This is a genomic window from Sediminibacterium sp. (genome assembly GCF_051861365.1).
GTDB lineage: Bacteria > Bacteroidota > Bacteroidia > Chitinophagales > Chitinophagaceae > Sediminibacterium.
The window spans coordinates 100,031-115,262 of record NZ_JBHYCW010000008.1 but is presented as its reverse complement, the minus strand read 5'-3'; the positions used below and the strand labels follow the sequence as shown (position 1 = coordinate 115,262).

The following is a 15,232-nucleotide window of genomic DNA, read 5'->3' as shown; positions in this document are numbered from 1 at the left end:
TCACATTAGCCAATGCAACCAATGGTGGTGTATGGTCAGTGAATAATGCGAATGCAACTATAAATGGATCGGGTGTGCTAACAGGTTCAACAGCAGGAACAACAACGGTATCGTATGCAGTAACAGATGGGAATAATTGTACGACTACAGTAACATCTAACAAAACGATCAATTCCTTACCAACAGTTGCTGCAATTACCGGATTGAATGCAGTGTGTGTTGGATCAAATATCACATTAGCCAATGCAACCAATGGTGGTGTATGGTCAGTGAATAATGCGAATGCGACTATTAATGGATCTGGTGTACTAACGGGATCAACAGTAGGAACAACAACAGTATCCTATGCAGTAACAAATGGAAATAATTGTACAAATACAGTAACATCTATTAAAACAATTAACGCATTACCCGTTGCCACCATCACCCCCAACGGTTCACTCACCTTTTGCGCCGGCAACTCCGTAAACCTCACTGCCAATAACGCTGTCAGCTATTTATGGAGTAATGGTGCTACAACCAATACCCTTTCCAATATTACCAATTCAGGTACATTCAGTGTTACCGTTACAGATGCAAATGGATGTTCCAATACCGCAGCACCTGTTGTGGTGACCGTTCACGCATTACCAACTTTGAATATTACCAACCCCATACCGATCTGTTCTCCCGGCACCGTCAATCTTACCGCCGCTGCCATTACCACCGGAAGCAGTGCAGGGTTGCAATATTCTTACTGGACCAACGCCACTGCCAGCACAGCACTTACAGCACCTTCTTCTGTTGGTACTAGTGGTACTTATTATATACGTGCTATTGAAACCGTCAACAACTGTTCTGTTATCAGACCCGTAAACGTTGCTATTCTACCACAAGCGGCCATGGTGGTGAATACACCGGCTGCTGTATGTGCACCGAATACCGTTGATATTACTGGTGCTGCGATTACGAATGGAAGCACTACCGGACTTACTTATACTTATTTCACAGATGCACTAGGCACCGTTACTTTAAACAATGCCAATGCCATTGCACAATCAGGAACTTACTATATCAAAGGAACACCCACAACAGGCTGTAGTACTGTAGTGCCGGTGCAGGTTGTTATCAATCCGCCGCCGGTATTGGTGGTGAATAATCCAACCGCCGTTTGTGCGCCATCATTGATTGATCTTACACGCAATGAAATCATTGCAGGAAGTGAAAACAATCTGCGCTTCAATTATTATATCGATGCGGCATTGAATGCAGAGATTGGTAATCCTGCCCAAATCAACAATTCAGGTACCTACTATATTCGTGCTACCAGTAATGTAACCGGTTGTAGGAGTAGCTTGCCGGTATCGGTTACCGTAAACCCAATTCCTTCGGGACAATTGCAAACACCTCCGGTTAACTTTATTTGTGAAAACGGCACACTCACATTAACCGCATCGGGAGCTACCAATTATCAGTGGTTACGAAACGGACAAACCATTCCGGGTGCCACTACTGCTACTTATACTGCTGCCACTGCGGGAACTTATACGGTTCGTTTTACTTCTGCACAAGGTTGTACCAGACAAGCATCAGAAAATATTGTATTGGAATTATTGTCGCAACCCATCGTTGATTTTGCTGTTACCAATACTTGTGTGGGTGTAAGCGCTTCTTTTCAAAACAGATCACAAACCAATAATGCAGGTGGTATCAACTGGCTATGGGAATTTGGTGATGGCTCTAGTTCCAATCAATTCTCTACGCAATACGCATATATTACACCGGGTGTTTATCAGGTGAGGTTAACCGCCAGTAATCCAAACTGTGCAGTGAGTGCCAGTAAAACAATGGAATATATTGTACGAACTGCTGCCAGGTCTGTTCGTTATCCGGATGTAGAAACATTGCGTGGTGTAGCGGTGACGGTGAATGCTAGAGGCAATATCGGTAATCAATATTTGTGGTCACCGGTAGCAGGTGTGAATCAGCCACGGATTGCTTCACCTATTATTACGGTGAATGAAACCACTTTGTATACAGTGTCTATAACATCGGATATAGGTTGTGTAACAACAGATACCGTACTCATAAAAATTATTCCGGGTACAGATGTTTTTGTGCCAGAAGGATTTACCCCCAACAATGACGGACAAAATGATCGACTGTTTCCGATATTGGTGGGTATGCGTCAATTGAATTATTTCAAAGTATTCAATCGTTGGGGTAATATGATCTTCTCCACCAACAGTGCTACGTCTGCGGAAGGATGGAATGGTGTATACTTAGGCGTAGCACAACCCATCGGTGCCTACACTTGGATCGCCGAAGCAGTAGACCTTCAAGGCCAAGTGGTGAGAAGAACGGGAACGGTGATGTTGTTGAGATAGTCCATGGTTGATGGTCCATGGTCCATGGTAGGAAGGGGTTTTGGTTTTTACCATGATTTATAGACGATCATCGATCACAGTAAAAAACTTTGTTTTCACCATGGACTATGGACTATGGACCATGGTCCATAGTAGGAAGGGGTTTTGGTTTTTACCATGATTTATAGACCATCTTCGATCACAGTAAAAAATTGTTTTCACCATGGACTATGGACTATGGACCATGGTCCACGGGCCATAAACAAGAAATGAGAAAACTAACACTATACCTCTTACTCCTCCTCTCCTGCAATATTGCAGCGGGACAGGATCCTTATTTTTCTCAGTATTTCAGTTCTCCTTTGAGTTTCAATCCTGCATTGACGGGGTATATGGATGAATCGCAACGGTTGGCGGTGAATTTTAGAAACCAGTGGGCGAATATCTCAACGCCTTATCAAACGGCTGCTGTTTCTTTTGATACCAGAATCATGCGCAAACAATTACCTGAGCGCGATCGATGGGGTTTGGGATTACATGCCATGTATGATGTAGCAGCCGGTGGTATTTATAAGAATAGTTATATCGCTTTATCAACAGGATTCAATAAGGGATTGGATGAAGAGGGAAATCAATCGATTGGTATTGGTATACAAGCGGCTTTTGGGAGAAATGTGGTAGACTTTAATAAGGTCAGTTTTGGCAATCAATTTACCAGCAGTGGTTTTAATTTGTCAGTACCCAGTGGTGAGGGTATCAACAACCGCTCAGTGGCATATGCTTCTGTGAATGCAGGTATCTTATACAATTATGCAGATGAAGCCGGCAATGCATTTAGTTTCGGAGCAGCCGCTTTTCATCTCACGGGTCCGCGACTGAATTTTTTTACCGGACAAAATAGTCGACTCGCACGTAGATATGTATTGCATGGAAGTGCTTTACTAAAAACAAATGAGCAGGATGAAATTTTCTTGAGTGCCAACTTGATGCAACAGGCAAGGAATACGCAAGCTGTGATCGGCGGAGCTTATGGCTGGGGTATTGGTAGCAGTGGCTATCATTTATATACAGGAGCTTGGTTGAGAGCAGGTGATGCTATATATCCATATACCGGATTGAGAACGGAAAGTTTTCAAGTTGGTATTAGTTATGATATTACTCAGTCAGATCTGCGTAAAAGCAATGGGTTTACCGGTAGTAGTGAAATTTCTTTTATCTGGTTTTTTGATCAGCGTAATAAGGGGAAGATTATTCCTTGCTTTTTTTAGTGAAGGATGGGCCGCAGATTATTATGATAGTTATGATTGACGCGGATAAAAATCATGACTGATCATGACAATCATGATAATCCGTGTTCTATTAAAATAACTAGAGCGAATTTTTTTAGCAAATGACTTGCTTCAGTAGTGATACCCATGTTGTAGCGTTCTTTTATTTTAAAAAAAAGAAATGTATTTGTAGAATAGTAATTGTGACTCCTCCTGTTGATTAATTTGTATTAATAATTTTTCTGATTGCAACTCCAAAGAGTATACCTAATTCAGGCGCTTTTAATTAAGTAATACCATTGTAAAAACCAATGTAAATAAGATGTTCTTACTTCATTGCTATAGGAACTAAATCAGTTATTTTCTTCTTTACAGATATACGACTTGTCTTAGCCGCTTTGCCTGCGGCACACTCATTTACAAGAAATTTTTTGCTATAAAAAATCAATATTTTTATTTCTATTAACCAAAATAGACCTACATGAAAAAAATGGTATTTAATTTATTTTGCTTTATAGTAACATGCATAAGTATTCTAACTTATATTTTTTTTAGAATAAAGCCAGACTATGAAAACTATTCTATTGCAAGGTTAGATGGTCTTTTAACAGAAATATTCGGTGGATTAATATTTATTGTACTGTTAATAATAATTCTAAAGCCATCAATTAATATTTGTACGCACATCGCTCAACTACCTGCTAATGGAGATATTGCAGAACACCTTAGATTTAAAATCGTTAATACTTCATTATTTAAAGCCTACGATTTACAAATAAGAATTTTTCATCGAGAAAGAACGAATACAAGTGGAGCTGATATTTCTTCTGAGCTTATTGCCTCTTTTGAGGGATATGAAGTTGGTATTTCCTATTTACAAGGAGGCCTGCAAGCCTTATTCGAAGACACAAAAACAAATGCAGCTCAGTTTAGATTTTTTCGCATTGTTAACGAAGCTGGATCGGATATTAAGATCAAGGAAATATTAAATTCTCGAAACTCTTATCTGGAAATTCATGTTTATGTAAGAAATGGATTAAGCGGATTGCAAGGCAACTTTATAAAAAAATATCACAACATAACCTCAATAAAATCAGGCTATTATAAACATAGTTTCTATACCGACGTTCTTAACTAAATGCTAATTTACTTATAGCGATATAAATAATTCTGTATATTAGCATTATCAATCAACCAAACTTACCACTATGCAAAAAGATATCATTGTGTAATGACTCATAGAAATAATATTTTTTAAAAAACCGCTTAAAATGAAGCGGTTTTTTATTTGGTATCATCCACATTTGAGTATCCTTACAATTCGGATAAAATTTCTACAAACCGCCCAAAACGAACAAACTAATATCATTACCAAACACTTCATGATGCTGTTGATAAGGCGCCCACTTTTCGATAAAAGATTTACCCATGATGCGCTGTGGTGTACTCAATAAGATGAGGGTATCTTGGTCTAAGAAGTATTGGAGCATTTGATTGAGTGCATCAAAATCGGAGGGGTTGTAGTTGATATCACTCAATAGTAATACATCAGCAGTGAGACCTTTAGGAAGTTGTTGCCAATGAATCAATCGCGTAGTTAGATGCAGTATACCATTTAATGTTGCCGATGCCTGCACATACTGCAATGGTTCAGGAAGAAAATCAGAACAACATACTTCTTTTGCATACTGAGCGGCAATGAGTGATGGGAGCCCTAGTCCGCCCGCCAGTTCCAATACTTTTTTGTCCTGAACATAATGGGGATGTTGCACCAGAAAACCTGCCAATGCTTTTGCGGCGGGCCAGCATTTACCCCAAAATGGAAAATGTGTCAAACGATTTTCCTGCCAGTCTTTGCGTAGCTCATTTTGTTTGGGGGCTACTAATGTAATCGTGGTTTCACTGAATCTGTATGTTTGATGCTCTGAGTGCAATAGTGGTACTAGTGTTGGGCTTTTAAAGCTATGATACAAATCGCTTGCAAAAGCTAATTTTAAATGTTTCTCGTTTTCGTTTGTTCTGTAAAGAAAATGCGCTACTGAATTTTGACTTTTAGTAAATGCAGAATTTCCAAAATAAAGTTCTACTCTGTATGAAAATCAACAATAGCGGACATCTTCTCTGCATAGATCACGTAGTAGCGTACAACAAGTTGCTTTTAAGGTCTATTTTAGAAATGTTTACTGATTAGTAATCGACTCTAATTGAGTAGATTAAAACTGTAATTCCAGTTCAACTAAACTCTGAAATAATCTTTTAACTATACTGTCATTATCATAATGTTGATTAAATAAATTGTCAATCCCGGTTACCGGAATGATTCGTTTGGTAGAACTGGAAACAAAAGCTTCTTTGGCATTGCGGATATCTTCCAAACTTACCGGTCTTTCTTCTACCTGCATGATTTCCCCGGCTACAGAAAGGATATTGGCCCTTGTTACTCCTTTCAACATTCCTTCCTTGGGGGTTATAAGAACATTTTCTTGTGTGATCATAAAGAAATTGGAACGCGGACATTCACTCACCCATCCATCGGCATGATACAACACATCTTGTGCGCCTTGCTCTTTGATCCAAGGTTGTAACCAAATGGCCATGAGATAATCAGTGGTTTTTACCTCGGGTAATTGTCTACGGTAATGATGGGTAACAAGTTGATAGGGTAATGTCAGCATGGTATCAGGTGGTTCAGGAATGGCCTGTTGTACAATGATGAGATGCGGCTCAACGGGTGTATATCCATCCGGTGAAGCACCGCCGGTTACGGTGATACGAATACCGGAGTGTGGCAATTGATTTTGATCGATCAAGGATTGAATGATGGTGATCAATTCTTCTTTACGATGTGGTAATTGTAAACGCATGTATTCCAATGAGCGATACAATCGATCGATATGCTGTTGTAGAAAAAGAGGTTGTGACCCTTTTACACGTAAGAAATCAAAAACACCATACCCACGTTGTAAACCCAGATCGTTGACGGGGATGGCAGCGGCTGTTGAATCAATAAATGCTCCGTTGATATAACTAATCATGATGCAAGTAAGAGTTTTTTGTATAATAGAACACAGATTCTCATGATTTTCATGATCAACGCGGATAGTTTTTAAAAAAATCATGATTGATCATGACTATCATGACAATCCGTGTTCCATCCTCCTCATTTAATCTTGTTATACTTCTTTAAAATTTCTTTCACTCTCTCCACCGGTAATCCCGGTACTTCACGATTATTCTTTCCCTTTATGGTCTTAGACATGAACAAAGAATTCAACACGGCTTCTTCAGTAGCTTCAATGGCGGCAAGAAATAAAGGAGTAACAGCATCATTCACCAATAATGACGAAGTAATTGTTTTTGTACGGGCTACATGCGGCACTCTTAAACTACTATCTGTTGAAAATGCAATCACATAATCACCACTACCGTTGGAAGCGATACCTCCTGTTTTCGCCAATGCCATGAATGCACGTTTGGCTAAGCGTTCCAGGTTGCGACTATCCAATGGCGCATCCGTAGCCACTACGATCATACAAGAGCCATCAGATTTCTTACTCAACTCCCTACTAAAACTAAATTGACCAAGTTCTTGTCCAACAGGCGCTCCATTGATCTCTAATACACCACCAAAATTGGTTTGCACGAGTACGCCAATCGTATAGCCACCTAAGCTCTCCGGTAATTTTCTGGAAGAACTACCAATACCTCCTTTGAAACCAAAACAAACAGTACCCGTTCCCGCACCCACTGAGCCTTCTGTTACTATTCTATCTGAAGCAGTATGAATAGCATTCAACACGTCTTCTTTACGCACATGTCTACTGCGGATATCATTCAATCCGCCATCATTGGTTTCACCCACTACTGCATTGACGGATTGTACTTCTTCATTTCCTTTTTGAGAGAGGGTATGATCAATCACTGCTTCCATAGCAGTGGCTACACTTAATGTGTTTGTGAGAATAATGGGTGATTCAATATTACCCAGTTCTTTTACTTGTGTGCTGCCGGCCAGTTTACCAAATCCATTTCCTACATAGATAGCAGCAGGTACTTTTTGTTGAAAGAGATTACCGGCATGGGGCAGAATAGCCGTAACACCGGTACGTATATCAGTGCCGCGAATCATTGTGGTATGTCCCACTTGTACACCTTTCACATCGGTAATGCTATTGAGCTTTCCGGTTTCAAGAACACCAATCTTCAAACCCATCTCGCTTACTCGCTGCTGGGCTATAGAACTTGAATAGCAGAGGACTAGTATGAATAACAAAGATGATTTCATGAGTCTGTTTTATGGGCCGCAGATTTTTATGATTTGTGATGATGAGCGCAGATAAATAATTTAAAATCATAATCTATCATAAAAATCTGCGGCCCATTCTACACAAAACAAGATACTGAAAATCCACCTTTACCGATTACTGCCTTCTTTTATCAAACTCCCCGAAAATCTTGCCAGTTCTTTCTTAAATTACCGCTTCATTTTAATTTCTGATATGAGAAAATTATCCATTGCCTTGTTTTCTTTGATGGCTTGTTTACAGTCATCAGCTCAAAACGATCCTAACTGGATGCGTTATTCGGCTATTTCACCCGATGGTAAAACCATCGCATTTACCTACAAAGGAGATATTTATAAAGTACCCACTTCAGGAGGTACGGCTACCATGCTCACCTTGCATGAAGCCAATGACCTCATGCCAATCTGGAGTAAAGATGGCAAACAGATTGCTTTTGCAAGCGATCGTTATGGCGATTTTGATGTCTTTTTAGTAGCTGCCGAGGGTGGAGAACCAAAAAGACTCACCTATCATTCCGTACCGGAATTTCCTTATAGTTTTACTACGGATAATAAAGCTGTACTCTTTGGTTCAACCCGTCAGGATGCTGCGAGCAATCGTACTTACCCCACCGGTTCACAACCCGAATTATATAAAGTATCTGTGAATGGAGGTCGTGTAGAGCAAGTGCTTACCACGCCTGCAGAATGGGTAAATCTAAGCAGCAATGGACAATTCATGTTGTATCAGGATAAAAAAGGAGGAGAGAACCAATGGCGTAAACACCATACTTCCGGGATCGCCAGAGATATCTGGATCTATGATAACAATGCAAAGACACATAAAAAAATCACCACATTCAATGGTGAAGATAGAAACCCGGTTTTCACCGATGCCGATAAAGCATTTTATTATTTGAGTGAAGAAAGCGGTTCTTTCAATGTACACAAATTGGGAATCGATGGTGGTAAGTCTCAGCAATTGACCAGCTTCAAAAAACACCCTGTTCGTTTCCTCAGTGTAGCGAGTGATGGTACGCTTTGTTTTGGTTATGATGGCGAACTGTATACCATGAAAGGAAATGCACGTCCACAGAAAGTGAGTGTCAATATTGTAACTGATATACGCAGTAATAATACAAGAGTGGTACCTGTGAATGGCGGCGTAAGAGATATGGCTGTTTCTCCCAATGGAAAAGAAGTTGCATATATCTTCCGCGGTGAAGTATTTGTAAGCAGTGTGGATGGAGGTGTTACCAAAAGAATTACCAACACACCGGAGCAGGAAAGATTGGTAAGCTTTTCTCCTGATGGTAAAACACTCTTATACAGTTCTGAAAGAGGCAATAGCTGGAAAATATTTGAAACCAAGAAACAAAGAAGCGAAGAGCCTTATTTCTATGCATCTACTGTATTGAATGAGACGGCAGTTATTGCTAACAACAATGAAAACTATGAGCCTGCTTATTCACCAGATGGAAAAGAAATTGCTTTTATTGAAAACAGAATGACACTGAAAGTGTACAATATTGCTACCAAACAAACCAGAACCATTCTTACTGATAAAGAATTGTTCTCGAATGGTGATAATGATCAGTACTTCCAGTGGAGTCCGGATGGTAAATGGTTCTTGTTTGATTATTCTGTTCCCGGTGTTGCTCCGGGCGAAATAGGATTGGTGTCTGCAGATGGAAAAGGAAAAGCGATTAACCTCACTGAAAGTGGTTTTAATGATAGTCGTGCAAAATGGATACTAGGTGGAAAAGCCATGATGTGGTTCAGCAATAGAGATGGTTTGAAAGCGGTAGCACAGAGTGGCGGTGCTCAGGCAGATGTGTACGCTATGTTCTTCACACAAGAAGCATTTGACAAATTCAAACTGAGTAAAGAAGATGCTGCGTTGCAAAAAGAAATAGAAGACACCAAAGCTAAAGCAGATACCGGCAAAAAATCAGCAGCAAAAAAAGACAGTGTGGTGATTGAGTGGGAAGGATTGAATATGCGCAAAGCCAAATTAACGATCCATTCATCTCAAATGAGTGATGCATTGGTGAGTAAGGATGGCGAAACCCTTTACTATCTCACACGTTTTGAAAGAGGCGTGAATCTCTGGACCACCAATCTGCGTACTCGCGAAACCAAGATGCTGGTAACCTTGAATGCTCAAGGTGGAAATATGGTATGGGATAAGGAGCAGAAAAATATTTTCTTAGCAGCCAATGGAGGCATTTCAAAAATCGAACCGAACAGTGGTAAGAGAGATGTAGTTAGTATCAATGGTGAAATGACATTGGATGTAGCGGCAGAAAGACAATTCATGTTTGAGCATGTATGGCGCAGAACCAAAGAAACTTTTTATACCAGAACCATGCATGGTGTTAATTGGGATAGTTATAAACCCGATTATGAGCGTCATCTTGCACACATCGGTAACAATTTCGAATTCGCAGAAATGCTGAGTGAATTATTGGGTGAGTTGAATGTGAGTCATAGTGGTGCTTCTTATAATTCATTTGTAGCCAATGCAGATGCAACAGCTTCTTTAGGTGTCTTCTATGATCAGAATTATAAAGGAGTAGGTTATAAAATTGAAGAAGTGATCAAAGGCGGTCCATTGGATCGAGCGGATATCAATATCAAACCCGGAATGATCATTGAAGCCATCGATGGTGTAACCATTGCAGCAGATACGGATATCGCTCAGTACCTGAATCGTAAAGCCGGACAAAATACATTACTGACGCTTGTAGACGGTACTACCAAAACGGAAGTAACCATAAAGCCTATTGCTACCGGTGAAGAAAACGGATTGTTGTATAGAAGATGGGTGAAGAGAAATCAGGATGAAGTAGAGCGATTGAGTAATGGTCAATTGGGTTATGTACATATTCCCGGTATGAATGATAATGCGTACAGAACCACTTATGAAGAGATCATGGGTAAGTATGTCAATAAAAAAGGAATTGTAGTAGATACCCGTTTTAATGGTGGTGGAGATCTGGTTGCAGATCTTGCCATGTTCTTAAGCGGTAAAAAATTCTTTGATTATACTACGGATACCAGAAGTAATGGCTATGAACCCAATTTCCGCTGGACCAAGCCTAGTATTTCTATCGCTAATGAGGCTAACTACAGTGACGGACATTGTTATGCTTATGCTTACAAAGAACTGGGCATTGGTAAATTAGTAGGAATGCCCGTACCGGGTACCTGTACTTTCGCCGGTTGGGAGGCTTTACAAGACAATAGTATTCGCTGGGGTGTTCCACCTGTAGGGGTGAAAGGTATCAGAAATGAATACTTAGAAAATGCACAGACCGAACCCGATATCAAACTGATGAACGATTATGATGTGGTGATTAAAGGTCGTGATCAGCAATTGGAAGCCGCGGTGAATGAGTTGTTGAAACAACTGAAGTAAAGGTAGTAAAGCTTCAAGTTGCAAGCTACAAGCCGCAAGTAAGAAACAAGATTCAAGTTTAGATAGCGCCGGACTTTAGTCCGGCGTTTCTTTTGAAAAGCTTCAAGTTGCAAGCTACAAGCCGCAAGTAAGAAACAAGATTCAAGTTTAGATAGCGCCGGACTTTAGTCCGGCGTTTCTTTTGAAAAGCTTCAAGTTGCAAGCTACAAGCCGCAAGTAAGAAACAAGAAATCAATTTTAGATAGCGCCGGACTTTAGTCCGGCGTTTCTTTTGAAAAGCTTCAAGTTGTAAGCTACAAGCCGCAAGTAAGAAACAAGAAATCAATTTTAGATAGCGCCGGACTTTAGTCCGGCGTTTTCATAATCTGTGAATCTGTGGCTAAAATAATATGATAAGCTACAAGGTACAAACGACAAGCTTCAAGAAAGGCACAAGAATCAAGATCCCAATTCGAATAGCGACAGGCTTTGGTCCGGAGCTATCTTTTAAAGGACAGTTTGCCGTACAAATAAATTATTAGAACTTATTGAACCTTTCGTGCATTCTATTGTAAACGGATTTTAAAGGTGGGTTTTGTCCTTGATAAAGACTACCTTATTATTCCCTGCTTAATAACAACACATGCTTAAGAAAATCACTCAACCCTTGGTAATGCCCTATTGGTGGCAGGACCTGCTCATGGCTATTCCACGTATTGTATGCGGCTACTTGTTGGCTGTTGATTTTGGGGCTTCCAAATTTGGAGTGCCTTGGTCTCCCGCAGATAAAAACCTCGGACTATTTGAAGTTGTATTCTGGTTTCCGGAAGATGTAAAAGCCTATGGTGGCATTTTTGCTATGTTCCCTGGATTTTTTGCCTGGATGGGTGCTTTCAGTGAAGCGGTGGGAGGTGTTTTTCTGGTATTGGGTTTGCAAACAAGATTATTTTCATTTTTAGTAGTATGTACCATGATGGTTGCCGTTTTCATACAACAGATCAATAATGGCTTATGGGGTATGTTAGGCGGTATGGGTTTTCTATGGGTAGCCATCTATACCCTGATTATAGGATCCGGGAGATTTGGGTTGGATTATCTCATCACTAAAAAACAGTTTACCCATGCGAAATAATTTGATATACATATGCTTATTCGCATTGTTGATTACAGGATGTGTTCAAAAAACGTATCAAAAGACAGTAGTGTTTGAACTGGATGTGAGTCAGGTGAAGAATATTGAAACCGTAGGTATTAGAGGTGATGACAAACCATTGAGTTGGGATAATAGTACTGCAATGACTGCTATCAAAAAAGATACGACCTATACAGTGACTGCCACTTTTGTTACCGGCTACAAATTCACAGAAGTAAAATTTACGGTGAATGATGAGTTTGAATTAAAAGGAAAAGACAACAGGCGTATCAATTTTTCAGAAAAGGATACAACGTATTATAAGGCTGTTTTTGATCATGAACAATAACTTCCATAAGTTTTGGAAAGTTTCGAAACTTTCCAAAACTTAAATCTATTGTTTCTTGCATCTTGAATTCTTACTTGTTACTTGCACCCTATTACTTGTTTCTTCCCACTACTCCCCCGGTTGATAGGTCTTTACTTTATTTTTCATCACATCTTCTTTATAAAAGAATATATCCTTGAATTTTCCATTGATAAATCCTTCGGCTTGATCTGTAAAATTGGGAGACTTAGGGTCGTTTGATTGTCCACCGGTGAGAATGGTTTTAGCTTTTAATTTTTTTCCAAATTCAACCGCTGCAATAAAACTATTACCGGATACGCCATAACGTTTATTGTATCCATTACCTGATCTACTCTCAAAGGCAGGTAAAGAACCCCAACGGGATGATGCCAATGGAACAGCGATACTGGGTTTATTATCATCAAATCTTTCGCCTTCTGCCACACGCTGGTAGCGATTGATGGCACCCCAAGGCTGACGCCAATCGCCATAAGTTTTGGTAAGATCACCCAACACTTTTTTCAGAGACTCGAGTTTCTGGCTCGCAGAAAGCTTTGCCATGTCTTCATATCGTTTAATGGCATTGGTACCCTCTTCCATGGTTTCGGCACTTGGCACAAATTGTCCGAGTTGATTGGCCCAATCAATAGCAATAGTCGTGGCCACAGAAGATACAGATGAAGTTTTATCCCAATTGCGAAGAAGTTCAATAGCTTCTTTCAGTGTTGCTTTCATATTGGCATCTGAATAACCATCATAGTCTTTGAGTAAAGCCGGAATTAAAAAATCAAAAGCAGCGAGATAATGGTTATAACCCAATTCAATGACTTTATCTAATGTGAGGTTATTGGCTGTAGATAATAATCGTACCGCATTGATACCTCTTGCATTTTCTCCATCGGGTGCCATGTAAGATGGATATTTATTTTTATCCGGACTATCTTTTCCGGATGCGGTGAATGGAGTAGCGTTACAGTTTTGTATCCAACCTACAGATGGATTGTGTACTTGTACAATTTCTTCTAAGGGGTGTGCGCCTTGCCATTCTGTTGCTTTGGTACTTCCATCAACCGGTCTGGTGAAATCAAAAGAAGGATCTCTCTTGGGAACAAAATCTCCATGCCAGTAGGCGATGTTTCCTTTATCATCGGCATAGACGGTATTATTGGTGGTATTCGATAACAAGCGCATGGCTTCTTTAAACTCATCTAGATTATTGGCTTTGGTACTAACCCAAGACTGTATCAATGCACTCAATGAACGATTGAATTCTTTTAAGGCCAACCATTTACCATTGCGGTTACCCATTACCGGTCCATGATGGGTAAAATAACCGGTGAAGGGAACAGCTATTTGTTTGCCATCTTTTAAATAGCTGACGGTAATATTTTTTGTGTTTACTTTTTTTGATTCCTTTTCATATTCATATACCCAAGTGCCATTACTATTTCTTACTTTTTCTTCATACAAATCAGCCACATCAGCATAACCTGTGGTATGCATCCAACCACAATGCTCATTGAAACCTTGGTACACAAACATTTGCCCCCAGGTAACTGCACCATAGGCATTTAATCCCTCTTCACTTACCATCTGCATTTCCGGACGGAAATAAAAAGGTACATGCGGATTGATATATAAAATGGCATTGCCATTACTGGTGAGTTTGGGTGCAATGGCAAAACCATTGGAGCCACGTGTCTCAACATCTTGATTGACTACCGGTTGATAAGCAGTTGCATTTTTATTCCCACTGTAAAAATTGCGTACCTCTTCTAAAGCAATACCGCCTGTTCTTGTAGCGGAAACACTGCCGTCAGTAAACATCAAGTGAAACCAGGGTTCAAAACGGGTGAGTACTTTAGGTTTGGTTTGGGGATGTTTATACAAATAGTAATTGATACCATCTGCAAAAGCATTGAGTAGTTTTTTAAACCAGTCCGGACTATTGTTATAATCTTTAATGGCTTCTGCGCTATCTACGATCAAACGCATTTGCAGATCCGCATATAGCATTCGTTCACCATCAGCTTCTGCTTGTCTGCCCAAGACTTCTAAATAATTTCTTTCAACACGCGCAAAGTTCTCTTCGCATTGTGCATACAATAAACCAAAAACTGCATCTGCATCTGTTTTACCATAGATATGTGGAATACCCCAGGTATCTTTAATGATGGTTACATTTTTCGCTTGTTTCTCCCAGCGCTGTGTTTCAGCAGGGGTAAAATTTTGTGCAAATGAAAAAGAAGAAACAAGTAATAGACAAAGCAGTAATCGCATGGTATTGGTTTTGGGTAATACCAAATATAAAGAAGGTTTTTATGATTATGTTAGTTGCGCGACTAATATGGGCGGATATCGGTGAATGTGATTTTTGACTGTGTTTTTATGGACCGCAGATTTATCATGATTTTCATGATTTGCGCAGATAGATATTGCTAAGCATGTATGTATTG

Annotated in this window: 10 protein-coding genes; 6 read left to right on the top strand and 4 right to left on the bottom strand. The window is 39.9% G+C overall.

Annotated features, from left to right (window positions below; genetic code table 11):
- The 3 genes from ACTIEV_RS05620 to ACTIEV_RS05610 form a co-directional block, all read left to right on the top strand.
- The coding region (locus tag ACTIEV_RS05620) for a PKD domain-containing protein (protein WP_439516237.1) at positions 1 to 2,366 on the top strand (2,366 nt) is incomplete at its 5' end.
- 248 nt (positions 2,367 to 2,614) lie between these two features.
- Positions 2,615 to 3,613: a PorP/SprF family type IX secretion system membrane protein gene (locus ACTIEV_RS05615; RefSeq protein ID WP_322195699.1), complete on the top strand. Its 999-nt coding sequence runs from the start codon at positions 2,615 to 2,617 to the stop codon at positions 3,611 to 3,613.
- 481 nt (positions 3,614 to 4,094) lie between these two features.
- Positions 4,095 to 4,751, top strand: coding sequence for a hypothetical protein (locus tag ACTIEV_RS05610; protein WP_322195700.1), 657 nt, complete (start codon positions 4,095 to 4,097; stop codon positions 4,749 to 4,751).
- 196 nt (positions 4,752 to 4,947) lie between these two features.
- Here ACTIEV_RS05610 and ACTIEV_RS05605 read toward each other — a convergent pair whose 3' ends face one another.
- From ACTIEV_RS05605 to ACTIEV_RS05595, 3 genes are all read right to left on the bottom strand, one after another.
- On the bottom strand, positions 4,948 to 5,547 hold the full coding sequence (locus ACTIEV_RS05605; protein WP_322195701.1) for a class I SAM-dependent methyltransferase: 600 nt from the start codon (positions 5,545 to 5,547) through the stop codon (positions 4,948 to 4,950).
- A 279-nt stretch (positions 5,548 to 5,826) separates the two neighbouring features.
- Positions 5,827 to 6,648, bottom strand: a complete 822-nt coding sequence (locus ACTIEV_RS05600) for an aminotransferase class IV (protein WP_322195702.1) — start codon at positions 6,646 to 6,648, stop codon at positions 5,827 to 5,829.
- Between the two features lie 125 nt (positions 6,649 to 6,773).
- Positions 6,774 to 7,898, bottom strand: coding sequence for a DmpA family aminopeptidase (locus ACTIEV_RS05595; protein WP_322195703.1), 1,125 nt, complete (start codon positions 7,896 to 7,898; stop codon positions 6,774 to 6,776).
- Positions 7,899 to 8,112: 214 nt separating this feature from the next.
- Between ACTIEV_RS05595 and ACTIEV_RS05590 the strand changes: the two genes are divergently transcribed.
- The 3 genes from ACTIEV_RS05590 (at position 8,113) to ACTIEV_RS05580 (ending at position 12,776) form a co-directional block, all read left to right on the top strand.
- Entirely contained in the window at positions 8,113 to 11,316 is a 3,204-nt protein-coding gene (locus tag ACTIEV_RS05590) for a S41 family peptidase (protein WP_322195704.1), read from the top strand.
- Between the two features lie 622 nt (positions 11,317 to 11,938).
- A complete protein-coding gene (locus tag ACTIEV_RS05585) occupies positions 11,939 to 12,427 on the top strand; it encodes a DoxX family protein (protein WP_250686877.1) in 489 nt (162 codons plus the stop codon).
- Entirely contained in the window at positions 12,417 to 12,776 is a 360-nt protein-coding gene (locus tag ACTIEV_RS05580; RefSeq protein WP_322195160.1) for a hypothetical protein, read from the top strand. The genes ACTIEV_RS05585 and ACTIEV_RS05580 overlap by 11 nt, the downstream gene beginning before the upstream one ends.
- A gap of 108 nt (positions 12,777 to 12,884) precedes the next feature.
- Here ACTIEV_RS05580 and ACTIEV_RS05575 read toward each other — a convergent pair whose 3' ends face one another.
- The gene (locus ACTIEV_RS05575) at positions 12,885 to 15,056 is read right to left on the bottom strand and encodes a penicillin acylase family protein (protein ID WP_439516236.1); all 2,172 of its coding nucleotides are present in this window, start codon (positions 15,054 to 15,056) and stop codon (positions 12,885 to 12,887) included.
- Positions 15,057 to 15,232 lie beyond the last annotated feature (176 nt).